Origin of the sequence: Williamsia sp. 1135, assembly GCF_002095395.1 — a bacterium.
Classification (GTDB): domain Bacteria; phylum Actinomycetota; class Actinomycetes; order Mycobacteriales; family Mycobacteriaceae; genus Williamsia.
Genome location: NZ_MJEI01000105.1, coordinates 115,798 through 138,431, shown reverse-complemented (window position 1 = coordinate 138,431; position 22,634 = coordinate 115,798). Strand labels below are relative to the sequence as shown.

At 65.0% G+C, this 22,634-nt stretch carries 21 protein-coding genes; 11 read left to right on the top strand and 10 right to left on the bottom strand.

Going from position 1 to position 22,634, the window contains the following annotated elements; translation table 11 throughout:
* Nucleotide 1: 1 nt before the first annotated feature.
* From BFL43_RS23905 to BFL43_RS23895, 3 genes are all read left to right on the top strand, one after another.
* Nucleotides 2-616, top strand: coding sequence for a TetR/AcrR family transcriptional regulator (locus tag BFL43_RS23905; protein WP_084895450.1), 615 nt, complete (start codon nt 2-4; stop codon nt 614-616).
* A gap of 63 nt (nt 617-679) precedes the next feature.
* Nucleotides 680-1,891, top strand: a complete 1,212-nt coding sequence (locus BFL43_RS23900) for a thiolase family protein (RefSeq protein WP_084895448.1) — start codon at nt 680-682, stop codon at nt 1,889-1,891.
* 14 nt (nt 1,892-1,905) lie between these two features.
* The gene (locus tag BFL43_RS23895) at nt 1,906-2,316 is read left to right on the top strand and encodes an OB-fold domain-containing protein (protein ID WP_084895707.1); all 411 of its coding nucleotides are present in this window, start codon (nt 1,906-1,908) and stop codon (nt 2,314-2,316) included.
* 9 nt (nt 2,317-2,325) lie between these two features.
* On the opposite strand, the gene glpD is transcribed toward BFL43_RS23895, so the two are convergent.
* Entirely contained in the window at nt 2,326-4,071 is a 1,746-nt protein-coding gene (gene glpD, locus BFL43_RS23890) for a glycerol-3-phosphate dehydrogenase (protein WP_084895446.1), read from the bottom strand.
* Nucleotides 4,072-4,229: 158 nt separating this feature from the next.
* Between glpD and glpK the strand changes: the two genes are divergently transcribed.
* The gene (glpK, locus tag BFL43_RS23885; RefSeq protein ID WP_084895705.1) at nt 4,230-5,717 is read left to right on the top strand and encodes a glycerol kinase GlpK; all 1,488 of its coding nucleotides are present in this window, start codon (nt 4,230-4,232) and stop codon (nt 5,715-5,717) included.
* A 13-nt stretch (nt 5,718-5,730) separates the two neighbouring features.
* On the opposite strand, the gene BFL43_RS23880 is transcribed toward glpK, so the two are convergent.
* The 5 genes from BFL43_RS23880 to BFL43_RS23860 form a co-directional block, all read right to left on the bottom strand.
* Nucleotides 5,731-7,023: a hypothetical protein gene (locus tag BFL43_RS23880; protein WP_084895444.1), complete on the bottom strand. Its 1,293-nt coding sequence runs from the start codon at nt 7,021-7,023 to the stop codon at nt 5,731-5,733.
* 755 nt (nt 7,024-7,778) lie between these two features.
* On the bottom strand, nt 7,779-8,102 hold the full coding sequence (locus BFL43_RS29085; protein WP_168176709.1) for a hypothetical protein: 324 nt from the start codon (nt 8,100-8,102) through the stop codon (nt 7,779-7,781).
* 160 nt (nt 8,103-8,262) lie between these two features.
* A complete protein-coding gene (locus tag BFL43_RS23870; protein WP_084895440.1) occupies nt 8,263-9,819 on the bottom strand; it encodes an HNH endonuclease signature motif containing protein in 1,557 nt (518 codons plus the stop codon).
* Nucleotides 9,820-9,985: 166 nt separating this feature from the next.
* Nucleotides 9,986-11,173 carry a PLP-dependent aminotransferase family protein gene (locus tag BFL43_RS23865; RefSeq protein ID WP_084895438.1) on the bottom strand — a complete coding sequence of 396 codons (1,188 nt, stop codon included), beginning with the start codon at nt 11,171-11,173 and terminating at the stop codon, nt 9,986-9,988.
* Between the two features lie 249 nt (nt 11,174-11,422).
* Nucleotides 11,423-12,844: an NAD(P)H-quinone dehydrogenase gene (locus BFL43_RS23860; protein ID WP_084895435.1), complete on the bottom strand. Its 1,422-nt coding sequence runs from the start codon at nt 12,842-12,844 to the stop codon at nt 11,423-11,425.
* 128 nt (nt 12,845-12,972) lie between these two features.
* On the opposite strand from BFL43_RS23860, the gene BFL43_RS23855 reads away from it, so the two are divergent.
* A complete protein-coding gene (locus BFL43_RS23855; RefSeq protein WP_084838296.1) occupies nt 12,973-13,461 on the top strand; it encodes a gamma-glutamylcyclotransferase in 489 nt (162 codons plus the stop codon).
* 1 nt (nt 13,462) lies between these two features.
* Here BFL43_RS23855 and BFL43_RS23850 read toward each other — a convergent pair whose 3' ends face one another.
* The 3 genes from BFL43_RS23850 to BFL43_RS23840 are packed head-to-tail and all read right to left on the bottom strand — an operon-like array spanning nt 13,463 to nt 16,622.
* The gene (locus tag BFL43_RS23850) at nt 13,463-14,659 is read right to left on the bottom strand and encodes a M20 family metallopeptidase (protein WP_084895703.1); all 1,197 of its coding nucleotides are present in this window, start codon (nt 14,657-14,659) and stop codon (nt 13,463-13,465) included.
* Between the two features lie 13 nt (nt 14,660-14,672).
* A complete protein-coding gene (locus BFL43_RS23845) occupies nt 14,673-15,878 on the bottom strand; it encodes a M20 family metallopeptidase (RefSeq protein WP_084895433.1) in 1,206 nt (401 codons plus the stop codon).
* Nucleotides 15,879-15,920: 42 nt separating this feature from the next.
* On the bottom strand, nt 15,921-16,622 hold the full coding sequence (locus BFL43_RS23840; protein ID WP_084895431.1) for an enoyl-CoA hydratase/isomerase family protein: 702 nt from the start codon (nt 16,620-16,622) through the stop codon (nt 15,921-15,923).
* Nucleotides 16,623-16,653: 31 nt separating this feature from the next.
* Between BFL43_RS23840 and BFL43_RS23835 the strand changes: the two genes are divergently transcribed.
* The 4 genes from BFL43_RS23835 to BFL43_RS23820 are packed head-to-tail and all read left to right on the top strand — an operon-like array spanning nt 16,654 to nt 20,563.
* On the top strand, nt 16,654-17,478 hold the full coding sequence (locus BFL43_RS23835) for a purine-nucleoside phosphorylase (RefSeq protein ID WP_084895429.1): 825 nt from the start codon (nt 16,654-16,656) through the stop codon (nt 17,476-17,478).
* A 7-nt stretch (nt 17,479-17,485) separates the two neighbouring features.
* The gene (locus tag BFL43_RS23830; RefSeq protein WP_084895427.1) at nt 17,486-19,114 is read left to right on the top strand and encodes a phospho-sugar mutase; all 1,629 of its coding nucleotides are present in this window, start codon (nt 17,486-17,488) and stop codon (nt 19,112-19,114) included.
* 24 nt (nt 19,115-19,138) lie between these two features.
* The gene (locus tag BFL43_RS23825) at nt 19,139-19,732 is read left to right on the top strand and encodes a hypothetical protein (RefSeq protein ID WP_084895424.1); all 594 of its coding nucleotides are present in this window, start codon (nt 19,139-19,141) and stop codon (nt 19,730-19,732) included.
* 3 nt (nt 19,733-19,735) lie between these two features.
* Nucleotides 19,736-20,563, top strand: a complete 828-nt coding sequence (locus BFL43_RS23820; protein WP_084895422.1) for an ATP-binding cassette domain-containing protein — start codon at nt 19,736-19,738, stop codon at nt 20,561-20,563.
* Here the strand turns inward: BFL43_RS23820 and upp are convergent.
* On the bottom strand, nt 20,556-21,179 hold the full coding sequence (gene upp / locus BFL43_RS23815) for a uracil phosphoribosyltransferase (RefSeq protein WP_084895421.1): 624 nt from the start codon (nt 21,177-21,179) through the stop codon (nt 20,556-20,558). The two genes, BFL43_RS23820 and upp, sit on opposite strands and share 8 nt — an antisense overlap.
* A gap of 51 nt (nt 21,180-21,230) precedes the next feature.
* On the opposite strand from upp, the gene BFL43_RS23810 reads away from it, so the two are divergent.
* Together BFL43_RS23810 and BFL43_RS23805 are read left to right on the top strand one after the other, a co-directional pair.
* On the top strand, nt 21,231-21,539 hold the full coding sequence (locus BFL43_RS23810; RefSeq protein WP_168176708.1) for a type VII secretion target: 309 nt from the start codon (nt 21,231-21,233) through the stop codon (nt 21,537-21,539).
* Nucleotides 21,536-22,612, top strand: coding sequence for a C40 family peptidase (locus BFL43_RS23805; RefSeq protein ID WP_084895419.1), 1,077 nt, complete (start codon nt 21,536-21,538; stop codon nt 22,610-22,612). Before BFL43_RS23810 ends, BFL43_RS23805 begins: the two co-directional genes overlap by 4 nt.
* Nucleotides 22,613-22,634 lie beyond the last annotated feature (22 nt).

Below are 22,634 nucleotides of genomic sequence, written 5' to 3'. Positions count from 1 at the left end.
CATGACGCAACAGGCATCGACTACTGCGGCGGCGACGCTCAGTTCGGAGTTGCCCGCCTGGCAGCAGGCACGCCGATTGCGAATCATCAAGGCTGCCAACGCTGCTCTCAAGGAGCAGGAGTACGAGCAGATCCAGATCCGCGATGTTGCGCAGGATGCCGGCGTGGCGCTCGGCACCCTCTACCGGTACTTCTCGTCGAAAGAGCATCTCTACGCTGCGGTATTGCTCGACTGGGCGGCACCGGCCTACGCACGTTCCGGCGAAGACCTGTCCGAGCATCAGATCCGCGCGAAGATGAACGCGGTCATCTCCTCGTTCGAGCGCAGGCAGCACTTCTTCCAGGTGCACGTGATCCTGCAGTCGAGCGCAGACACCAACGCGAAGGCTTTGCTCGGCCAATTCTTCACGGTGTGCCAGAACACGCTTGCCGATGACTTCGCCCGACTCGGCCCCGGCGCGGCAGAAGACGCGGCCATCATGCTGTGGTCGATCATCAACACCGCACTGACCGCTGCGGTCTATCACGACGGCACGATGAAGGACGTCCACCGGCTCTGCAACCGCTTCATGGACTTCATCTTCGGACCTGCAGAACTGGCACCGGTTGAAAACTAGATCTCGGTTCTAGTATGTTTGCGGACGTCCTTCTTATCCGGTAGTTGACGCGCAGGAGTATCCATGGGCTTTCGGGGCGATGCAGCAATCGTGGGGTACACCGAGCTGCCACCACAGAAGGTATCGACCCGGACGCCTCGGTTCACCCTGGAACAGTGGGCCACGCTGTCGGCCTCGGCCATCGCCGATGCAGGGCTGACCGGGATCGAGATCGACGGCATCGTCACCTCGACGCTGCTCGAATCAGAGATGTTCGTGCCCTCGACCATCGCCGAATACCTTGGGGCCCGAGTCAATTTCGCGGAGGTGGTCGATCTCGGCGGCGCCTCGGCGGCAGCAATGGTGTGGCGGGCGGCGGCCGCCGTCGAACTCGGGATCTGTCAGGCCGTGTTGTGCGTGCTCCCGGCCGACTACGGCGTCCCCCATTCACCCAAGAAGCCGCTCCCCGACAGCCTCACCGACATCCTGCTCTACGGATCGTCGTCCAACCGGTTCGGTTCTCCGCAGGCCGAGTTCGACATCCCCTTCGGCAACCTCGGCCAGAACGGTCCCTACGGCCAGATCGCGCAGCTCTACGGTTCGGTCTACGGCTATGACGAGCGCGCGCTCGCGAAGATCGTGGTCGACCAACGAGTCAACGCGAACCACACGCCCGACGCCATCTTCTATGACAAGCCGCTGACCATCGAGGACGTCCTCGCCAGTCCGGTGATCGCCGACCCGCTGCACCGGCTCGAGATCGTCATGCCCTGCTCGGGTGGGGCGGCGGTGCTGGTCACGTCCTCAGACGTCGCGCGGCGTTCCAAGAATCGGCCGGTCTGGATTAAAGGTTTCGGCGAGCACGTCGCGTACAAGACTCCCACCTACGCCCAGGATCTGCTGCAGACCCCCATCACCCATGCCGCCGACTCCGCCTTCGACATGAGCCAGCTCGACCGTTCCGACATGGACATGGTGTCGATCTACGACTGTTACACCATCACCGTGCTGATGAGCCTCGAAGACGCCGGGTTTTGCGAGAAGGGCAAGGGGATGGAGTTCGTCAACTCCCATGACCTGACGTTCCGCGGCGACTTCCCACTCAACACTGCGGGCGGTCAGCTCGGATTCGGCCAGGCGGGACTCGCCGGCGGCATGCACCACGTCTGCGACGCCACCCGTCAGATCATGGGACGGTCCGGCGAAGCTCAAGTGCCCGACTGCAATCGGGCCTTCGTGTCCGGCAACGGCGGCGTGATGGGCGAGCAAACCACCCTGGTCCTGCAGGGCGACTAGAAAGCGTGAACGCCATGACATTCACCCCACCCATGCCGGTGAAGACACCGGTGAGTGCGCCCTTCTGGGATGCGTTGCTCGAGCACCGGATTCGCATCCAGTACTCGCCGTCACTCGAGAAGTACGTCTTCTATCCGCGAATCCTGGCGCCCGGGACACTCGCCGACGACCTCGAATGGCGCGAGATCTCCGGCGAGGGAACGTTGTACACCTTCACCATCGCCCGCAAGCCGGTGTCGCCACACTTCGCGAACTCGGTGCCGCAGCTGCTGGCCGTCGTGCAGTGGGACGAGGGTCCGCGGTTGTCGACGGAGATCGTCAACGTAGAGCCCGCCGAGCTACGCATCGGCATGCGGGTTCGGCCGGTGTTCTTCGACCATCCCGAGGACGAGGTCACCCTGCTCCGATATGAGCCCGCGCGCTAGTCGGGGGCCTCAGTCCGGAACCGGAACCGGCTCGAGGAGTTCAGACCGGGACTCCGGCGCAGCCGCGCGGAGGGCGTCGGCAGACTCGTCGTCCGGCTGGCGTTGCGACGAGACCTCGGCGTCCACGCGCGCCAGGTAGGTCTCGATCTCGAACTCTTTCTTCTCGTTGTCCCAGTCGAGCAGCGGCGCAACGAGTTCGGCCACCTCCCTGGCCGATTTCACACCGCGATCGGGATACTCGATGGCGATGCGGGTCCGGCGGGCGAGCACGTCTTCGAGGTGCAGCGCCGCCTCGCTGACCACAGCGTAAACGACCTCGACCCGGAGGTACTGCGGCGCGGCGGCCAGCGGTTGGAGCAGACTCTCGTCCTTCTTCGCGTACGCGAGTACCTCGTCGATCAACGAGCCGTAACGATTGAGAAGTCGGCGGATCCGGTACGGGTGCAACCCGAATCGCTGTCCGAGCTGATCGCATTGGTTGATGAGGGCGTGATAGCCCTCGGCTCCTGCCAACGGCACCTTGTCGGTGACGGACGGCGCCACCCGGACGGGGATGAAGTCGGTGATGGCGTCGACCGCGTCGGCGGCCATCACCCGGTACGTCGTGTACTTGCCGCCCGCGATGGCCACCAGCCCCGGTGCGACCTCGGCGACCGCATGCTCGCGGGACAGCTTCGACGTCTCATCGTTCTCACCGGCGAGCAGCGGCCGGAGTCCCGCATAGACACCTTCGATGTCGTCATGGCCGAGCGGCGTCACCAACACCTCGTTGACCCGCTCGAGGATGTAGTCGATGTCGGCGCGGGTGGCAGCCGGGTGCGCAAGGTCGAGGTTCCAGTCGGTGTCGGTGGTGCCGATGATCCAGTGTGTCTCCCAGGGGATCACGAACAGCACCGATTTCGGGGTACGCAGGATGATCGCTGATTCGCTCATGATCCGGTCGCGCGGGACGACGATGTGCACGCCCTTCGACGCACGGACCCGAAAGCGGCCACGCTGCTTCGACAGTGCCTGGATCTCATCTGTCCAGACGCCCGAGGCATTGATGACGCAGTGGCCGCGAACTTCCGCGGTGTCGCCGGTCTCGGTGTCGCGGACACGCACCCCGCTGACACGGTCGGCCTCGCGCAGGAAAGCGGTGACCTGCGTCGACGTACGAATGACCGCACCGTAATGCGACGCGGTGCGGGCGACCGTCAAGGTGTGGCGGGCATCGTCGACGACGGTGTCGTAGTAGGTGATTCCACCCGAGAGGGAGTTGCGTTTGAGGGCTGGAGCGATACGGAGGGCGCCCGAGCGGGTCACGTGCCGTTGACCCGGAACCGATTTGGCGCCACCCAGAGAGTCGTAGAGGAACAGTCCGGCAGCGACGTACGGCCGCTCCCACACCCGGTGGGTCAGCGGGTAGAGGAAGGGCAGCGGCTTGACCAGGTGAGGTGCCAGCGTGCTCAATGACAACTCGCGCTCGTGCAGGGCTTCGCGAACCAGCCCGAACTCGAGTTGCTCGAGGTACCGCAGACCACCGTGGAACATCTTCGACGAGCGACTCGACGTGCCGGAGGCGATGTCGCGGGCTTCGACCAGCGCGACGCGGAGACCGCGTGTTGCGGCGTCCAGCGCAGTACCCACGCCGACGATGCCACCACCGACCACGACCACGTCGAACTGCTCTGTCGACAACCGCTGCCAGGCGTTGTCCCGATACCGGGGCCCGAGGTCAGCTGGTCGGTCCGGGTCGAATGCAGACGCAGTCATCGCAATCTCCTCTGGTCACAGGTGATGTGCCGTGCCGCGACCCACGTTACCCGCTGGTAACTAGTCGGTCAGGGTGAGCGCATCCCGCATGCCCGGTTCCGCCGGATTGGCGACGAGGTCGTGGGAAACTCGACTACGTGACCAACAGCACCGGCTACATCGCCGCCATCGATCAGGGAACCACGTCGACGCGCTGCATGATCTTCGACCATTCCGGCAACGTCGTCAGTTCGGAACAGGTGGAACACGAGCAGATCTTCCCGAAGGCCGGGTGGGTCGAGCACGACGGCGTCGAGATCTGGCGCAACACCCGACGTGTCGTCGCGGCCGCGCTGGCGTCGCAGGACCTGCAGACCGCTGACATCAAGGCGCTGGGCATCACGAACCAGCGTGAGACGACTCTGGTGTGGGACAGATCCACCGGCGAGCCGATCCACAACGCCATCGTCTGGCAGGACACCAGGACCGCCAAATTGTGCGAAGAGTTGGCAGGCGACGAGGGCGCAGGACGCTATCAGCAGCGCACCGGGCTGCCGCTGTCGACGTACTTCGCGGGACCGAAGATCCGGTGGCTGCTCGACAATGTCGAGGGTGCCCGCGACCGCGCCGAAGCCGGTGAATTGTGCTTCGGGACAATGGACAGCTGGCTGGTGTGGAACATGACTGGCGGCCCCGATGGCGGTCGGCACCTCACCGACGTCACCAATGCCTCGCGGACGATGCTGATGGATCTGGAGACGCTCGAATGGGACGAGGACATTTGCCGGGAGATGCAGATCCCGACCAGTCTGCTCCCTGAGATCTGCAGTTCGTCGCAGGTATACGGGAAGGTGCGCGAGCGCGGGCGGCTCGCGGACGTACCGATCGCGGGGATCCTGGGCGATCAGCAGGCCGCGACGTTCGGGCAGGCGTGCCTGGAACCGGGCGAAGCCAAGAACACCTACGGCACAGGTAATTTCCTCCTGCTCAACACAGGCGAAGAGGTGGTGCACAGCAGCCACGGTTTGTTGACGACGGTCTGCTACAAGATCGGCGAGCGGAAACCGATCTACGCGCTGGAGGGGTCGATTGCCGTCACCGGTTCACTCATCCAGTGGTTGCGCGACAATCTCGGTCTGATCAATTCCTCCAGCGACATCGAGGAGACCGCCAAACTCGTCGACGACAACGGTGGCGTGTACTTCGTGCCGGCGTTTTCGGGTTTGTTCGCGCCCCGATGGCGTCCGGACGCCCGCGGAGTGATCGTCGGGCTGACGAGGTTCGTGACCAAGGGACACATCGCCCGAGCTGCGCTGGAGGCCACTGCTTTTCAGACGCGGGAAGTCATCGAAGCGATGCAGGCGGACTCAGGCGTGGAGTTGTCGACGTTGAAGGTCGACGGCGGCATGGTGGTCAACGAGATGCTCATGCAGTTCCAGTCGGACATCCTGGGCGTGCCGGTGGTGCGGCCCGTCGTGAACGAGACCACGGCCCTCGGAGCCGCGTACGCGGCCGGTCTCGCCGTTGGATACTGGGAGAGCGAACAAGAGATCCGCGACAACTGGGCGCAGGACAAGCAGTGGGATCCGGCGATGGACGCCGACAACCGCGATGCCCGGTTCGCCGAATGGAACACAGCAGTCGAGCGCAGCTACAACTTGGCCTGATCCCTGCGGCCGGTCATGTCCGGTTGGGGGTGTCGTTGTTGTCAGGGCTGTTGTCATCACGGTTGTTGTTGTCGGGATTGCTGTTGTCGCGGTTGTCGGTCGGCGCGTCGAGGTTCATCGGCGTCACGTCCGCGGCGCTGGTGTCGACGGGTCGGGCCCAATCGCCGAGGACCGGAGGACCGACCAACGGCAAAGGCCCGATCATCTCTTCCGCATTCTCTCTGGTGTGCAGATAGGACGCCGCTCGGTGTTCGCCGTTGGCGTCGCGCCCGCCTCGACCGGCTCCGCCGGGCGGGACCATCGGAGAACCGCCGCGCGTCGTTGTTGCCGGGCCGGATCCCGGCACTGCGCCGTTACCGGCCGACGGCGTCGCGAGCGGAGTGATCGGTCGTCGGGCAAGTGGATTGGGCTCTGATCCGGCGCCGCCGATACCGCCCGCGCCGCCGGCCCGGCCGCCACCTCCACCAGCTGAGCCGCTGCCTCCGCCGGCCCCGGCTCGGCTGCCGAGACCGCTCCCCGACTGGCCGCGGGCGGAGTTCAGCGCCGCATTGGTGGTACTTGCACCTGTTCCGCCGGCAGGGATCGGACTTCCGAATGCACCGTTCAGGGGCCCGGATCCCGGGCCTCCGGCGTCCGCGGCAGTCGTTTGCCCCGCGCTGCCCAGGGACAGCGGAACGTCTGCTGCCGGGTCACCGCCGTACGAGACCTGCCCGGCGCCTGGACCACCGGGGCCGCCCGGACCGCCCGGCCCGTTTGGGCCACCGCCACCCGCCAATCCGCCGACGAGTCCCGAGTTGTCACCCGAGCCACTGCCGCCCGTTCCGCTACCTGCGGTCGAGGTGTTGATCGGCTGGAAATCACCGCCCAGCTGCGGGAGGGGCGGTGCCGAGTACTCCGGCATCGCGCTGTTCGCGCCGATCACCGGGTTGCTGTAGACGTCCGTCATGGTCTTGGCCAGTTGTTGCTGTTGCTGAAAGCGCTCGGCCGCGCTCTGGCTGGTGCCGAACTCGGCATCCAGATCAGCGACGCTCCCCTGAGTCGACGACAGGATGGACGAAATCGCACTGATCTGATCGGCGATCTTGATCCCTACAGCCGCCGAGTCATCCATGTGCCTGATGCCGGCGATCGTCGCATGCCGCGACCCGGTGACAGACTCACCATGGAAATCACCCTCGGGGTACAGCGCAGCAAGCTTGGCGTAGTACATGTCTGCGGCAAGGGTGATTCGCGATGCAATCAGCCGAATAGCCTCAGCATCTGCGCTTGCCGAGCTCGGGTCCATTCCGGCGCAGATGCGCTTCATCTCATCGATGGCATGGCTGATCCAGTCCGTTTGACCTATGCCCTTTGGCGCCACGCTGTCCCCCAAGTACTCGCCGGCAGTGCCTCCCCCAGCACTTCGCTGCGCAGAAGTCTATGACACTTGCCGCCTGGAGGTCTGGCTGACATCACTCAGGAATTTTGTCTATGTAAGCGCGCGTGAAATCTATAGCTAATTTGCATGTGTCGACAGATTTTCCCTGCGCCGAGGTTGACGGGACCACGTTCGTGACAACCGCCGCCGAGTACGACTGGACATAAGTCGAACAGTCCGTGGAACCGCCATGCGATATCGAGAAAAGGCCGACCACACGTCCTTCTACATGTAGGTCTGGGTGCCAGGTATATTCGACCATCCCTCTCTTGTAGACCTCCAGGGAGCTTGAATTGGTCACTAGGTTACTTAGCGAAAACCAATTTTCCATACTCCAACTGCAGCCACGGACTCCTTGACCGTTCACTATCGCCGCATCTTCGATTTCTGCTGAATCGATCCCAAATCGATCCAATTCATCGTGCGAGTACGCAACGCAGGGTTCGAAAGCAGTCCCATCATTGGAACTATTCCAACGGTCGGGGAACGGATTATCAAAAGGCAGAGGAACGGGCGTCGCCAACTTAGGGAGCGATGGTAATGATGTCGAATCACTTGCAGCGGGAACTGCAACAGGATTGCTCTCGTCAACTACGCACGCCGAAATCAAAAGCGTCGACAAACTCACCAACGCAAGGACTAGCCTACGATGCATTGCCGAGATCGCCAGCATTACCGAGGTCGACACCGCTGAGGTTGTTTTTGGCAGATCGACAAGTGTTCGCAATTCCCCGTAGGTAAGCAGACTCAGACTCAATCGCGCCAGCAAAGGAGTCCTGCCCGAGTCCATTTAGTAGGAATCTCAAGTTGTTAATGGTTCCACGACCCTCCTCGCACTCACCTGCCCAGTTTTTCAGGAGCACGTTTGAGAGCTTTTCACGCTCAGTCACGAGTGTCTCCGCAAACACCTCAGCCGCCTCAGCCAGCGCGTCCCACTGCTCGTTGGTGAACTTCACTTCATCCGTCACGACCCCTCCTCCGCTTGACCCTCGTTTGACCGGCGACCGGCCTCAAACCAGACCCCTCGCCAGGGATAGGACGTTAGCGGATCGCGATCGGTTCCAACAGACAGCACTGAGCCCGACACCAGAAACGTTCTGATGCCGTGCTCAGTGCTGGTGGGCTTTATCAGCCCTGGTCAGGCGGGTCGGCGGCCTTGCCACCATCGTTGCCGCCGTCGTCAGGCGGGGTGGGCGGTGGTGGGAGTTGGAGTTGGTCTTCGCGTTCTTCGAGTGCCGCTTGGCGCTGGGCGAGGATCTCGAGCCAGGTCGCTTCGATGGTTTCGTTGACGTGATGGGCCCGGTTGACCCGGGGTTTTTGCTCCGGATCGACGTAGACCGGTGGTATCCACGCCACCCGGCCTGTGTCCGGACCCTCGGTGATCATCACTGTCGCCCATTTGCCGGGCCCGATCATCCGGTGATGCGGCACGCAGGCCGGGGTCAGGGAGTCGATATCGGTCAGGCCACCGTCGATCCACGCCAGCACGTGATGGAACTCGGCCCACGTCGCGGGCATCCGGCAGCCCGAAAAGCTACATCCCCGATCGCGGGCGATGATCGCCAACCTCTGCTCGAGTTGCGCGACCCGTTTGGCCCGCGCGAAGTACAGCACCGCCGCCGAATGGTTCTCGAACACCGCCAACGACTTGTCCGATCGCGCCGCCAGATCCAGCAGATCCTTGACGGGGATGTCGACCCCGGACGCCGTGGTCGCGACCCCCGCCGCCTCCTCGAGTTGCTGCTTGGTGAGGTTGACGATGATCCGCACCGGCAACCCTCGATGGGATTTTCCGAGCAGGTTGCATTCGAGAATGGTCTTCAGGATCGCTTTGAGTGCGTCGTGGCGCCGCTGCCCGAGGCTGCGGGTGTCGCGTTGGGCGGCGGCCTCGATCAACTGCCCGTCCTGGGCGGGGTCATCTATCGCACCCGATGGGCTGTCCGGGTCGGCCGGATTGTTCATCCCCGGCGCCGCCCACACATCCATCACCGTCTCGAGCATCGCGTACGTCTGCGGATCAAGCCGACCGGTGACGGTGGCCATGAAGTCCACACCTTGCGACCCTTTGGTGAACGTGCGTTTGCGGGCGCGATCGGCATCATCGGTCAACGACCCATCTGGATCGACCCGCGCGAGGATGTCGCGGCCCGACTCTTTGAGCTCGGTCGGGTCTTTGTCCCTGGCATCGTCAGACATCCACTGGTCGACCACATCGAACACATCCGGACCGGCTTTCGATGGGATCTCCTTGCGCACATCCAAAATCACCCCGACATGGGCAAACCCGATCGCACCCTCCGCCCACGCGCGGGCCGTCGCTGGGCACTTCGCCGGCAACTGCTCACCCTGCAAGGTATGGAACTTCGCGACCGCTTCCATCGCCCTCGTCCGCTCACCGGTCGCGCCCTTGCTCAGCCGCAACTCCTTGCGCGCGAACCCGAACAACGACGGATACCCCGCCTTGACGAACGACGACCGATCCGAGACCTCCAACAGCCGATCAAGCCCAACGAACTCCAACTTCCGGGAAATTCGTTCATGCACCCGCACAAGCTCATTGACTTCTACGTCATCAAGATCAGACGAGCCGGCATCGGCAATCTCCGCCAGCAGCACCTCCAGCTCGAGATACTTACCGACCAGGACAGGAACAACCGGTGAATCAGTAGACGAAGAGTCAGCCATCCGAAGTCCCCCCAGACCCTCGATCGAACGCTTCCTCCTATCATACCAACACTTTTCGGTTCTGTCGAATGTTTGTTCGGGTCATTCCGTTCACATAGTTCGCGCCACCTACACACATACGCGCCACCTACAACCGGCGCGAACGTACGCAGGTGGCGCGAATTTGTCAGTGCGACAAATCCTCTCGGTTCGAAGCCGCGACGGCGACCGCCAGCCGACGCACACCCTCGACGAGCTCTTCCGGCGTCAGCGTTGCGAAGCTCAACCGTAGGCAGTCGCCGAAATCAGCCTCCACACCAAACGCAGCGCCGGGCACGTAAGCCACTCCGGCATCGACCGCCTTTGGTAGCAACTCAGTCGTGTCGACCCCAGGCATGCGCACCCAACAGAACATCCCGCCTTCCGGCTCGGCGAACGACACCCGTTCGCCGAATGTGCCTCGCAGCACTGACGTCAAAGCCGCTGCCCGCGAACCGTACTCCTGCCGAATGACACCGACGTGTTCAGCGAACCACGTCTGGTCACCCAGCAATTCCGCGACAACCAACTGACTGAAGGTGGAGCCACACAGATCGGCACCTTGCCGCAGGCGTTCCACCAACCCGATCACGTCGGGCGGGCCGCTCATCCATCCCACCCGCAGCGCAGGTGCCAACACCTTCGAGGCGCTACCCAGCAACACCACCCGATCACTGTGCGCAGCAATAGGTTCAATGCCCTGGCCCCTGAACCTGAGTCGGCCGTACGGGTCGTCCTCGATGATCAGGAAGCCGTACTCATCCGCCAGACGCGCCAACTCGATTCGCGCCGGTCCGGAGGCCGACACACCCGCTGGGTTGTGAAAGTTGCTCACCGTATGGATGATCCGCGGCCGTTCGCCGGCTTCGAGCCATTGGCGCAACAACTCGACGTCGATACCGTGCGCGGTGATCGGTAATGCGCGTATCCGAGCGCGCACCGACTGGAAGACCTGCAACGCGCCGACGTACACAGGGTCATCGACCACAACCAGGTCGCCAGGATTCACCAGGGCGTGCGCCAGTAGGAACAACGCCTGCTGCGATCCATGCGTCAGCAGCACCCGCTCCACATCTGACGATCCGACGTAGTCGGCCACAACCTCACGACACGACAGCACGCCGGCGCTCACCGTGTACTGCAATGCAGCCGGATCGGCGCTCACGCGCGCCGCGGTCTCAGAGATCCGCTGCGCCGGAATCAGTTCGGTCGCAGGCAGACCGCCGGCCAGACTGAGGACATCCGGCTGCTCGGTCAGTTTCAGCAGATCACGGATGGCCGAGCCGCGGACGTTGGTCAATGCGTGAGACGGCGCATATGCAGAATCGAGCTTCATCACAACCACACTCCAGAAGAAGACGACAGATGTACGACAGGAGGTGATGAGTGTGGTCACCGAACAACGGCTCAGGTGTACGCCGCTACTACACGCAGGCTAACCCCGGCTGTTCGAAATATGAAATGGGTATCCCACTAGTTGGGACTACAGAGCCGACCGAGAAATTCGCGCCACCTGCATGCGTACGCGCCGGTTGCACCCGGCGCGAACGCCAGCAGGTGGCGCGAATTTGTAGTCGGCCCGAGGTCAGTCCAGGTCGTCGTGCCGGACCAGTTGCCGGGCCGCCTCGGTCACCGATCCGGACAGGGATGGGTACACCGAGAACGTCTGCGCCAGGTCGCTCACCATCAGCTTGTTCTGCACGGACAACGCGATGGGCAGAATCAGTTCGGACGCGTTGGGCGCGACCACGACTCCGCCGATGACGACACCTGTCGCAGGCCGGCAGAAGATCTTGACGAATCCCCGTCGCAGACCACTCATCTTGGCGCGTGGGTTGGTCGCCAACGGCAACATCACGGTCCGCGCCGGATACGCGCCGGAGTCGATGGCCGCCTGGGTCACTCCGACGGTCGCGATCTCTGGCCGGGTGAAGATCGCGGACGCGACTGTCTTGAGCTTGATCGGGGTCACGCCCTCACCGAGCGAGTGGTACATCGCGATACGTCCCTGCATCGCGGCAACCGACGCCAGCGGCAGCAAGCCCGTGCAGTCACCGGCTGCGTAGATCCCGGGGATCGATGTCCGCGACACCCGGTCCACCTGCAGGTATCCACCGCGCGCCAATTCGATGCCCACGGCTTCCAGGCCGAGTCCATTGGTGTTCGGCACAGAGCCGACCGTCATCAGACAGTGCGAGCCCTCGACCGTCCGCCCGTCGGCAAGATGCACGATCACACCGTCGGTGGTCCGCTCGACCCGGTCGGCACGGGCATGTTTGACGAGCTTGACCCCACGCTCGGCGAGCACGTCCTCGAGAACCAAGGCCGCATCCTCGTCTTCGCCGGGCAGTACCCGGTCGCGACTGGACACCATCGTCACCTGCACACCCAGCTCGGTGTACGCGTGCACGAATTCGGCACCCGTCACGCCGGAGCCGACGACGACGAGATGCTCGGGGAAATCACTCAGGTCGTACATCTGACGCCAGTTCAGAATCCGCTCGCCGTCCGGCTCGGCACCGGGGACGACACGCGGCGACGCGCCGGTGGCGACCAACGCCACATCCGCCTCGAGAATCTCCTCCGGGCCATCGGTGCCGTCCGGCTCGAACGGGGTGGCCACCACGCGGTGTCTGGCAGCGAAACCGACCTCGGGTTCGGTCAGCCGACCGCGCCCGTGAATGATCCGGACGCCTTCGGTGAGGAGCCTGGACCGGATGTCCGAGGACTGCGCAAAAGCAAGGTCCCGGACGCGTTCGTGAATCTGCGGCAGCGACACCAGCGCGCCGTCGTATTTCAGGTTGATCCCCAGGTCAACAGCTCTGCGCACCTCGGTGCGGATCCCTGCCGACGCGATGAACGTCTTCGAGGGGACGCAGTCCCACAGCACACAGGCGCCGCCCATGCCGTCGCTGTCGACCACTGTGATGTCAGCGCCGTAACTGGCCGCGGCGAGGGCCGCTTCGTAGCCGGCCGGTCCTCCGCCGATGATCACGATTTTTGTCATTTCAGGTCAACTCCCTGGGGTGTCGGATGGGCCTGATGGGCTGTCGGCGGGGGTGTCGCCACGTGTCGAATCTAGTCGATCGCCCTTCCCACTTTCCCGATGGGGAGCAGACCATCTAGGCTCCTCCCGTGCCGATTTATGCCGCGTACGGATCAAACATGCACCCCGAGCAGATGCTCGAGCGGGCTCCACACTCTCCGATGGCGGGAACAGGGTGGCTGTACGGATGGCGACTGACCTTCGGCGGCGGCGATATCGGCTGGGAAGGTGCGCTTGCCACGGTCACCGAAGACCGAGACGATCCCGACGCCCGCGTCTTCGTGGTGCTCTACGACGTCACCGAGGACGACGAGGGCAGCTTGGACCGCTGGGAGGGATCCGAGCTCGAGATCCACCGCAAGATCCGTGCGCGCATCCACACCGCGAACGGCCCGGTCCTGGCCTGGCTGTACGTGCTCGACGCATTCGAGGGCGGTCTGCCCTCGGCCCGGTATCTCGGAGTGATGGCCGAGGCAGCGGAAATCGCTGGAGCCCCGGACGACTACGTGCACCAACTTCGCCTCCGCGAATCCCGGAACGTCGGCCCCGGCCCGGAATCTCCCTCTGCGGAATCCTGAGCTATCGGGCGTGTAGGCCCGCCTGCAAGACGACCCCGGCGAGGGTCCTCACCCCTACGGCCAACGCCCGTTCGTCGAGGTCGAAGTTCGGTTGGTGCAGATCGACCTGCGGACCGTGTCCGCTCCACACGCCCAACCGCGCCATCGCTCCCGGGACGTTTTCGAGGTACCAGGAGAAGTCCTCACCCCCACCGGATTGTGGGGTGTCCGCCAGCGCGTTCGGTCCCACGGAAGCGATTGCCTGACTGAGTAGTTCGGTCGACACCGCATCGTTGACCACCGGCGGCACACCGCGCTTGTAGATGAGGTCGTAGCGAACGCTCAGCGGCGCGAGCAACCCCGCGATGATCTCGCGCACCAGCGGTTCCAGCAACGCCCACGTCGCGTGGTCCCCGGTGCGGACGGTGCCGCGCAGACGGCCCTCTTGCGGGATCGCGTTGGGTGCATCACCGGCGTTCGCCGCGCCCCACACCATCACAGTGCTGGTCCGCGGATCGATCCGGCGGGACAAGACACCGGGCAGCCCGGTGATCACCGTGCCCATGGCGTAGACCAGATCAGCAGTCAGATGTGGCCGCGAGGTGTGCCCACCAGGCGAATGCAGAACCACCTCGACGTGGTCGGCGGCAGAGGTGATCGGGCCTGCGCGCAGTCCGACCTTGCCCACCTCGAGCTTCGGGTCGCAGTGCAGCGCATAGAACTGCGAGACACCCCTGGTGACACCCGCTGTCACCGCATCGAGCGCCCCACCGGGCATCACTTCCTCGGCCGCCTGGAACACCAATCGCACACCGATGGGCAGGTCTCCCATGGACGCCAGTGCCTTGGCGACGCCGAGGAGGATGGCGGTGTGCCCGTCATGCCCACAGGCGTGCGAGACACCCTCCACGGTGGACGAGAACGGAAGCCCCGTCAGCTCGGCGATCGGTAGCGCATCCATGTCTGCGCGGAGGCCGACGAGCGGACCTGCCGGCCCGATGTCGCATACGACGCCGACACCTTGCGGGAGAACCCGCGGCGACAATCCGGCCTTGTGCAGCTCTTCGACCACCACCTGAGTGGTCCGCAGTTCACCCCTAGACAGCTCCGGGTGCACATGGAAATCACGGCGCCAGGCCACCAACTGCGCGCTGTTCTCGCCGATCCAGTTGTCCAGATCTTTCAGAAAGCGTTCCGAATCCACTACTTGCCCACTCATCTTCTGCACACATTCATCGTCTTCTACCCGCGGTCTGCGGCTGTCCACCCGTTCGTTGTTCGTGCGCCTGCAGCAACTCGTCTCGCAACACCGGATCGAGCGCGGCGTGCACCGCAGTCGCGGTCAGCGCCACCGCCCCGTCGACGACGGCCCGATCCGCCGACCCCGACGCCGCGGCAGTCGCGAACTCGATCTCGTGCGTTCCGGCCCCACCGCTGTCGATCCCGATCAGCGGGTGGATCACGGGCATCACATGACTGACGTTGCCCATGTCGGTACTCCCGAGGGGCCGAACCCCTTCGAGTCCGGTCGGAACCACGGGCCGGCCGAGTTCGACGATTGCTTCGCGATAGGCGGACAGGAGTCGAGGATCCTGCCGCAGTTCGAGATAGGTCGGTGACACCGTCGCAACTTCGTAGGAGCACCCGGTCGCCATCGCACCGGCCGCGAAGCATCCCTCCGCGCGTTCACGCAGATCATCGAGCGACAGCTGGTCACGTGCTCTGAGGTAATAGAGCAGTTCACTGTGCCCGGCAACGATATTCGGGGCACGACCACCATCGCTGACGATGCCGTGCAGTTGCTGACCGGATTTCAGGTGCTGACGCAACAGTCCCAGCGACACCTGCGCGACCGTCAAGGCATCTGCCGCGTTGCGGCCGCGCTCAGGAGCGGCCGCCGCATGCGATTCGAGGCCGGTGTAGCGGATCGCCAGATCGGCGAGTGCGAGTGAACTGGCGGCGATCTCATCGGCGCGGCCGGGATGAACCATCATCGCCATGGCCACCGGATCGAACACTCCGGCCTCGGTCATCACGATCTTGCCGCCCCCGGTCTCCTCGGCGGGCGTACCCAGCACGAGCACCGTGATGCCCAACTCGTCGGCGATCTCGGCCAGACCGCGGGCGGCACCCACGGTCGTCGCGGCGATCATGTTGTGCCCGCATGCGTGACCCATCCCCGGGAGGGCGTCGTACTCCGCGCACAGACCGACGACCAGGTCTCCGGAGCCGTACGAGGCCGTGAACGCGGTGGGCAGATCGGCCACCGCCGGCGTCACCTCGAATCCGTACCCGGCGAGCAGCTCGGACACTTTCGCTACGCTGCGATGCTCTTCGAACGCCAACTCGGGTTCGGAATGCAGTGAATGCGACAACTCGACCAGGTCGCCGGCGACCGCGCGCACCGCACGTTCGCCTCGCCGCCCGATGTCAGTCATCAGGTCATTCTCCCACTCCGCGTCACGCGTGGTCGGTTCGAGTCAGGCAAGCAACGACGGCGGCGTCGGCCGCTCGAGATCGGCCAGCAGCGGTGCTCGCAGACCCTTCTTGATCAGCGCGAGAGTCGGACCCGCGACGGCGGCGCGACCTGCGACGATGTCGGAGGCAGCCGGCAGCAGCTCTTCGATGTCCACAGCTTGCTCGACGATCCCGGCCTGGGCGGCGTCCGCGCCGCCATAGCGCCGACCGGTGGTCATCGCCTCGGTCACCGTCGAATCAGGCAGCCGGACCCGCAGCAGCGAGGCCATGCCCGTCGTGAAAGGCATCCCGAGCAGGATCTCGGGAAGGGACCAGAACCCGCGCTCGGTGCGCATGATCCGATGATCGGCGCACAGGGCCAGCATGGCCCCGGCACCGAAGGCGTGTCCGTTGATGGCCGCGACCGTGGGGATGGGCAGGGTCAGGACGCGCACGTAAAGCGCGTGGACGCGGTCGAGGTAGGCGGACAGCTTGTCCCCGTTGGCCGCGATGTAGTCGACGTCGAGCCCGTTCGAGAAGAACTTCCCGGTGGCGGTGATCACGAGCGCACCCGGCGCACTCTCGACGACCCGATCGAGCTGGGCGTTCACGTTGTCGAGCCAATCGATCCCGAACCTGTTCTCCGGGTTCGTCTCATCGAGTTCGGCGCCCTCTGCACCGAGATACAGGGTGTGTACAGCGTCATTGGTGGTCACGTACGGCATGGAGCGACCATATCGTCTTAAGGTTGTGACCATGCCAGAGCAAGGTTCAAACGTAGATCCGACAACCGACCCCGCGCATGCCGCCCAGGCGGCTGCCGATGCCATCGCCGCAGCAACGGGTACAGCGAGCCACGACGTGGCCGTGGTCCTCGGCTCGGGGTGGGCTCCGGCGGCCGCAGCCCTGGGAACGCCTGCTGCCAGTGTTCCGATGGCCGAGTTGCCCGGATTCACTCCCCCGAGCGCCGAGGGGCACTCGGGGACAGTTCATTCCCTGCGGATCGGTGGCCAGTCGGTACTCGTCCTCCTCGGCAGAACTCATGCCTACGAAGGACATCCGCTCGCGAGCGTGGTGCACGCGGTCCGCACCGCCGCCGCCTCCGGTGTCGGCACACTGGTCTTGACCAATGCTGCCGGCGGCCTGCGCGATGACATGACCGTCGGGCAACCGGTACTGATCAGCGATCACCTCAACCTGACGGCACGATCCCCCTTGGCCGGTGCACAATTCGTCGATCTGGTCGACGCGTACTCACCACGCCTGCGCCAGATCGCACAGAGCGTCGACCCGTCGTTGGCCGAGGGGGTCTACGCGGGCCTCCCGGGACCGCACTACGAGACCCCGGCCGAGATCAAGATGCTGCGAGTGCTCGGAGCGGATCTCGTCGGGATGTCGACGGTCCACGAGACAATCGCCGCCAGAGCGGAAAAGCTTGACGTACTGGGCATTTCGCTGGTCACCAATCTGGCGGCGGGCATCACCGGCGAACCGCTCGATCATGAGGAAGTGCTCGCCGTGGGCCGCTCGTCGGCGACCCGGATGGGCCATCTGCTCGCCCAGGTCATCGAACAGATCTGAGCCGGCGATGACCGATGAGCAGGTAGAGGCATGGATCGCCGCGGACCCCGACCCACGGACGCGGACCGAGTTGCAAGAACTCGACCCCGAATCGTTGGCTGAACGGTTCTCGGACACCCTGCATTTCGGTACCGCAGGCCTGCGGGGTCCGGTGCGGGCCGGACCGGCGGGCATGAACGTCGCAGTGGTCAGCGGCGCCACCGCGGGTGTCGGGCAATGGCTGATCGATCACGGCCACCGTGGCAGCTCGGTCGTCGTCGGCCGCGACGCCAGGCATGGGTCTGAGGACTTCTTCGCTGCGACCACTCAAGTTCTTGCGGCGCAAGGATTCGACGTGATCGCGCTTCCCGAACCCGGCCCCACACCGCTCGTCGCCTTCGCTGTCCGCGACCTCGGCGCCGCCGCGGGCATCCAGATCACGGCGTCGCACAATCCACCCGCGGACAACGGCTACAAGGTCTACCTGGGAGAGGGTGCTCAGCTCGTCCCGCCCGCAGACGCCGAGATCGAGCAACTCATCACCATGGTGGGGCCCGCGAAGGACATCCCCCGGGTCGCGGTCGGCGCAGACAGCCGAGCCCGCGCCAACGTCGACCGCTACCTCGCGCGCCTGGTCACCAGGTTCGGGAGCCGGGAGCGGCGTCGTATCCGCGTCGCACTGACGGCCATGCACGGCGTCGGCGGGGACATCGCCGTACAGGCGTTGCGGGAGTGCGGGTTTCACGATGTCACCGTCGTCGGCCTGCAACACAGCCCCGATCCCGACTTCCCCACGGCGGCGTTTCCGAACCCCGAGGAGCCGGGCGCGTCCGATCTCCTACTCGATCTCGCCAGGGACTCGGGTGCCGACCTCGCGATCGCGCTCGACCCCGATGCCGACCGGTGTGCTGTCGGCGCCTATGTGGACGGTGCCTGGCGGATGCTGACCGGTGACGAGACCGGCGCGTTGCTCGGCGCAGAAATCCTGGACGAGCACCGCGGCGAGAACGCCTTGGTTGCCAGCACGATCGTGTCGGGAACATTGCTCGGCAAGATCGCGGCGGCGTCAGGGGCACGCCACGCCACCACGTTGACGGGTTTCAAATGGCTGGTCCGTGCCGGTGACGGACTGGTCTACGCGTACGAGGAAGCGATCGGACACTGTGTGGACCCGGAGGCGGTCCGGGACAAAGACGGCATCAGCGCTGCCATCGCACTCTGTGTGCTCGCGGAGCGGCTGGCCGGGCAGGAGAAAGGTCTGGGCGACCGTCTCGACGACCTGTTCACGCAGTTCGGAGTACACGCAACCGGCCAGTACTCCCTACGGGTCGACGATCTGAGCCGCATCACCGACGTCATGGATGCGCTGCGCACCCATCCGCCCGCGGACATGGCCGGCAGCGCCGTGACCGCGGAGGACTTCTTGGATCGGCCCGGCCCGCGGGCCACCGACGCGGTGCAGTTCACCGGCTCGACGGAACACGAACAGCTCCGGGTCATCGCACGCCCGTCCGGCACCGAACCCAAGTTGAAGTTCTATCTGGAGGTCGCCGTCGCACCCGGCGCACCGCTGGAACAGGCGAAGGCGACGGCGCACGCACGGCTGAAGCAACTCACCGCACAGGTGGCCGAGTTCAGCACATCCGTAGGTCGCTGAGTGGGTCATCGGTAGGGTGAGCCCGTGAGTGGCACCTATCCCCCGACACCGCCGCCGAGATCGCCATGGTCGTCTCCGGTGGTCATCGGCGCGATCGTCGCCGGCGCGGTGGTCCTGGCCATCGCCGTCCTGTTGGGCTTTCTCCTGATCCCATCGGACGAGGACAACGCCGCGGGCACGAGTACCACTGCCACGCAGCCGACGTCCACCGTCACCCTGACACCCTCCACCGGAGTCCCGACCAGCCCGCTCACCTCGAAGACAACAACGACGACGACCACCCCGAATCTGCCCAGCCCGGATGTCCCCGGCGCCGACGGTCAGGGATTTGTGAGTGGGCCGCGCTGCAACGCTGCCGGCGATCCGGCGGTGATGGTCGGACAGACCAACCGGTCGAAAGTCGTTGTCTGCCAGGTCGGCAACCAGACCGGTCGTTACTATTACAAGGGTCTCGCCGACGGCGGCGCCATCGAAATCCAGTACCCGACCCGGTCGGGCAACCGATTCACCGCGGTGAACATCGACACCACTTACCTCGTCGACGGCTCCTCGCTCACCATCACCCGAGACGGTTCGGTGCTCGCCGCCGAACCGATGATCTACTACTGGACCAACTGAACCTTGAACACCACTGCCGGCGAACGGTCGAGCACCGCGTCGCGTCGTCCTGCTGAAGAGGTCCTTCACGCGGCCCACATCGACGTGGTGCGCGGAGGACGGTACCTGTTGCGCGACATCAGTTTCACCGTGAAGGCGGGCGAACACTGGGCGCTGCTCGGGCCCAACGGCGCCGGAAAATCAACCCTGCTGAACATCCTCGGCGCATTCGGGCACCCGACCCGCGGCACCGTTGACGTACTGGGGCGCCGGTTGGGCCGTGTCGATATGCGCGAGTTGCGCACCCATATCGGACACGTCGATCCGAGGCATCGCCTCGACCTGCCTTTGACGGCTCACGACGTGGTACTCACCGGACTGACGAACACCCCAGAGCTGGACCATCGACGCGACTACGTCGACGTCGAACATCGGCACGCCGATGAACTTCTCGACTTGCTGGGCATGACCGACAGGCGAACCTCCGTCTGGACCACCATGAGTCAGGGTGAACGCGGACGAACACTCATCGCCAGGGCGTTGATGGCCAGGCCATCGCTGATCCTTCTCGACGAACCCGCCACGGGTCTGGATCTGGCCGCACGCGAACAACTGCTGACCAGCGTCGATCAACTGCGCCGCGAGGTTCCTGACCTGGCGAGTGTGCTGGTCACCCACCACCTCGAGGACCTTCCCACCAGCACCAGTAACGCGCTGTTGCTCCGCGACGGCGAAACAGTGGTCCAGGGCCACGTCGACGACGCCCTGACGTCGGCGACCATCACGAAGTGCTTCGATCACCCCGTGCAGGTGCGGCGCGATGGCGGCCGCTGGGCCGCGCGCTCTACCTAGGACCGAACTGGCGATCTCCCGCATCACCGAGACCCGGCGTGATGTAGGCGACCTCATTGAGACCATCGTCGATGGCCGCGGTCACGAGTCGGACCGGATATCCGGAGTTCTCCAGCGCAGCAACGCCTTCGGGCGCCGCGACGACGCATACCGCGGTGATGTCGGTGGCTTTGCGCAAGACCAGCAACTCGATCGTGTGCAGCATCGAACCGCCGGTCGCCAGCATCGGATCGAGGACGAACACCGGCTGGCCGGTCAGATCGTCCGGCAGGGACTCCAGGTAGGGCACCGGCTCCCGGGTCTCTTCGTTCCGCGCGATCCCCACGAATCCGACATTCGCCTCCGGAACCATCGCGTGTGCCTGCTCGACCATCCCCAATCCGGCCCTCAGCACCGGGACGAGCAGGGGCGGCGACGCAAGCTTCACTCCGGTCGTCGCGACCACGGGTGTTGTGATCGGCACCTCGGTCACCGGCGCGCCGATCAACGCCTCGTAGATCAGCATCTGGGTGAGATCGGAGAGTGCGCCGCGAAAAGCCGCATTACCGGTGGTCTCGTCGCGGAGGGTGGTCAGCCTGGCGGCGGCCAGTGGATGATCAACTGCTCGGATCTGCATGGACTCACCTTACGAGGGAACCGACACCCCCGACCACCGCGTCGTATGCACATGAGTTCGGTCTCCGTTGATCCCGCCGCCCTGACCACCGCTGCAGCCGGCACCCGCTCGGTCGCAGCCGACATCGCCGCCCAGGCCCTCGCCGGCCGCGTCGACGCGGCGGTGCTGGCACCGACGTTCGGCCTCATCGGAGCCGAGTTCACCGCGGCCGCGGTGATGGTCACCGACCGGCACTGCCGGGAGATCGACGATCTCGCCACGAGGATGGCAGCGCTCGGCCAAGGTCTGACGCATGCCGTCGACATCTACACCGGCGCAGACGACACCAACTCCGCACAGATCGCGGCGATCCAGCGATGATCCCGATCGAGTTGCTCATCATCCCGCTGCGGGCCCTTCTTGCCGCATTGGGCACCGGGGAGTTGCCCGCAGGCGTCCCCGCGGTCCAGTTGCGCTCTACTGCAACTGTTCTCGATGACGCCCGCAATCGGCAGGTTCGCATCAACAGCGAACTCGAACCCGCCTGGTCGGGGGTGGGCGCTGCCCGCGCGACCTCAGTTCTGGATCGCGCGGTCGTCGATGCAGCAGACTTCTCCGACGACAGCACCGAGATCGCCGACGTCATCGAGTCTGCGGGCGAAAAGATTCGCCGGGCCGCAGGCGAACTGCAGGCAATTCTCGACTCGTTCGTCGCCGTCGCCGCAGCCATGGGTCCGGCCCTCTACACACCGGCGGGTCTCGGGGCCATCATCCCGGTCGCCATGGCACATCTGCAGCGCGGCATCGACGTCGTCGAGCGCACCCGTACCGAGCTCAAAGCTGACACCGACCGGCTTCTGGCCATCGGCCGCACCACCACACCGGCGGAGTCGAACTCTGTCGACGCCCAGCTCGCCCGTGTCGGTACCGAACTGGGCAATCTGGGCAACGCCGCGTTCGGTCCGGTACAGACCGCCGCCGGAACCACCGGACCCGACGCCGGTGGGGACCCGGCGCCCACCGTGCCCGCCGGACTGAGTCCGACCAACCCGGGCGGCACCGGGGTCGCGATCACCCTGCCGGACGGTTCGGTCGCGTACGCACCCAATGAGCGCGCAGCCAAAGCAGTCCGGGCTGCGCTCAGCCAGCAGGGTGTGCCCTACGTCTGGGGAGGTACATCACCCGGACAGGGGCTCGATTGCAGCGGGCTCACGCAGTGGGCCTATCGGGAAGCCGGAGTCGAGCTGCCCCGGTTGGCGCAGGATCAGGACACCGCCGGGGTGCAGGTGGCGCAGGCCGATCTGCAGCCTGGCGATCTCGCCGTGTGGTCCGGACACGTCGCGATGTACGTCGGCAACGGACAGATGGTCGAGGCGGGAGATCCGGTTCAGGTCAACCCGGTACGGACGTCGAACCTGGACCAGACCTTCGAAGGCTTCTACCGCCCGAACTGAGCTGCCTGCCCGATCCGCGCGG

Excerpts from the sequence above, each read along its gene's own strand:
- BFL43_RS23845 (WP_084895433.1), bottom strand. The coding sequence starts at position 15,878 with ATGACTGACATCGGGCGGCGAGGCGAACGTGCGGTGCGCGCGGTCGCC.
- BFL43_RS23880 (WP_084895444.1), bottom strand. The coding sequence starts at position 7,023 with ATGAAGCGCATCTGCGCCGGAATGGACCCGAGCTCGGCAAGCGCAGAT.
- BFL43_RS23895 (WP_084895707.1), top strand. The coding sequence starts at position 1,906 with ATGACATTCACCCCACCCATGCCGGTGAAGACACCGGTGAGTGCGCCC.
- BFL43_RS23810 (WP_168176708.1), top strand. The coding sequence starts at position 21,231 with ATGAGTTCGGTCTCCGTTGATCCCGCCGCCCTGACCACCGCTGCAGCC.
- BFL43_RS23900 (WP_084895448.1), top strand. The coding sequence starts at position 680 with ATGGGCTTTCGGGGCGATGCAGCAATCGTGGGGTACACCGAGCTGCCA.
- BFL43_RS23870 (WP_084895440.1), bottom strand. The coding sequence starts at position 9,819 with ATGGCTGACTCTTCGTCTACTGATTCACCGGTTGTTCCTGTCCTGGTC.
- BFL43_RS23835 (WP_084895429.1), top strand. The coding sequence starts at position 16,654 with ATGCCAGAGCAAGGTTCAAACGTAGATCCGACAACCGACCCCGCGCAT.
- BFL43_RS23830 (WP_084895427.1), top strand. The coding sequence starts at position 17,486 with ATGACCGATGAGCAGGTAGAGGCATGGATCGCCGCGGACCCCGACCCA.
- BFL43_RS23860 (WP_084895435.1), bottom strand. The coding sequence starts at position 12,844 with ATGACAAAAATCGTGATCATCGGCGGAGGACCGGCCGGCTACGAAGCG.
- glpD (WP_084895446.1), bottom strand. The coding sequence starts at position 4,071 with ATGACTGCGTCTGCATTCGACCCGGACCGACCAGCTGACCTCGGGCCC.
- upp (WP_084895421.1), bottom strand. The coding sequence starts at position 21,179 with ATGCAGATCCGAGCAGTTGATCATCCACTGGCCGCCGCCAGGCTGACC.
- BFL43_RS23840 (WP_084895431.1), bottom strand. The coding sequence starts at position 16,622 with ATGCCGTACGTGACCACCAATGACGCTGTACACACCCTGTATCTCGGT.
- BFL43_RS23850 (WP_084895703.1), bottom strand. The coding sequence starts at position 14,659 with ATGAGTGGGCAAGTAGTGGATTCGGAACGCTTTCTGAAAGATCTGGAC.
- BFL43_RS23805 (WP_084895419.1), top strand. The coding sequence starts at position 21,536 with ATGATCCCGATCGAGTTGCTCATCATCCCGCTGCGGGCCCTTCTTGCC.
- BFL43_RS23865 (WP_084895438.1), bottom strand. The coding sequence starts at position 11,173 with ATGAAGCTCGATTCTGCATATGCGCCGTCTCACGCATTGACCAACGTC.
- BFL43_RS23905 (WP_084895450.1), top strand. The coding sequence starts at position 2 with ATGACGCAACAGGCATCGACTACTGCGGCGGCGACGCTCAGTTCGGAG.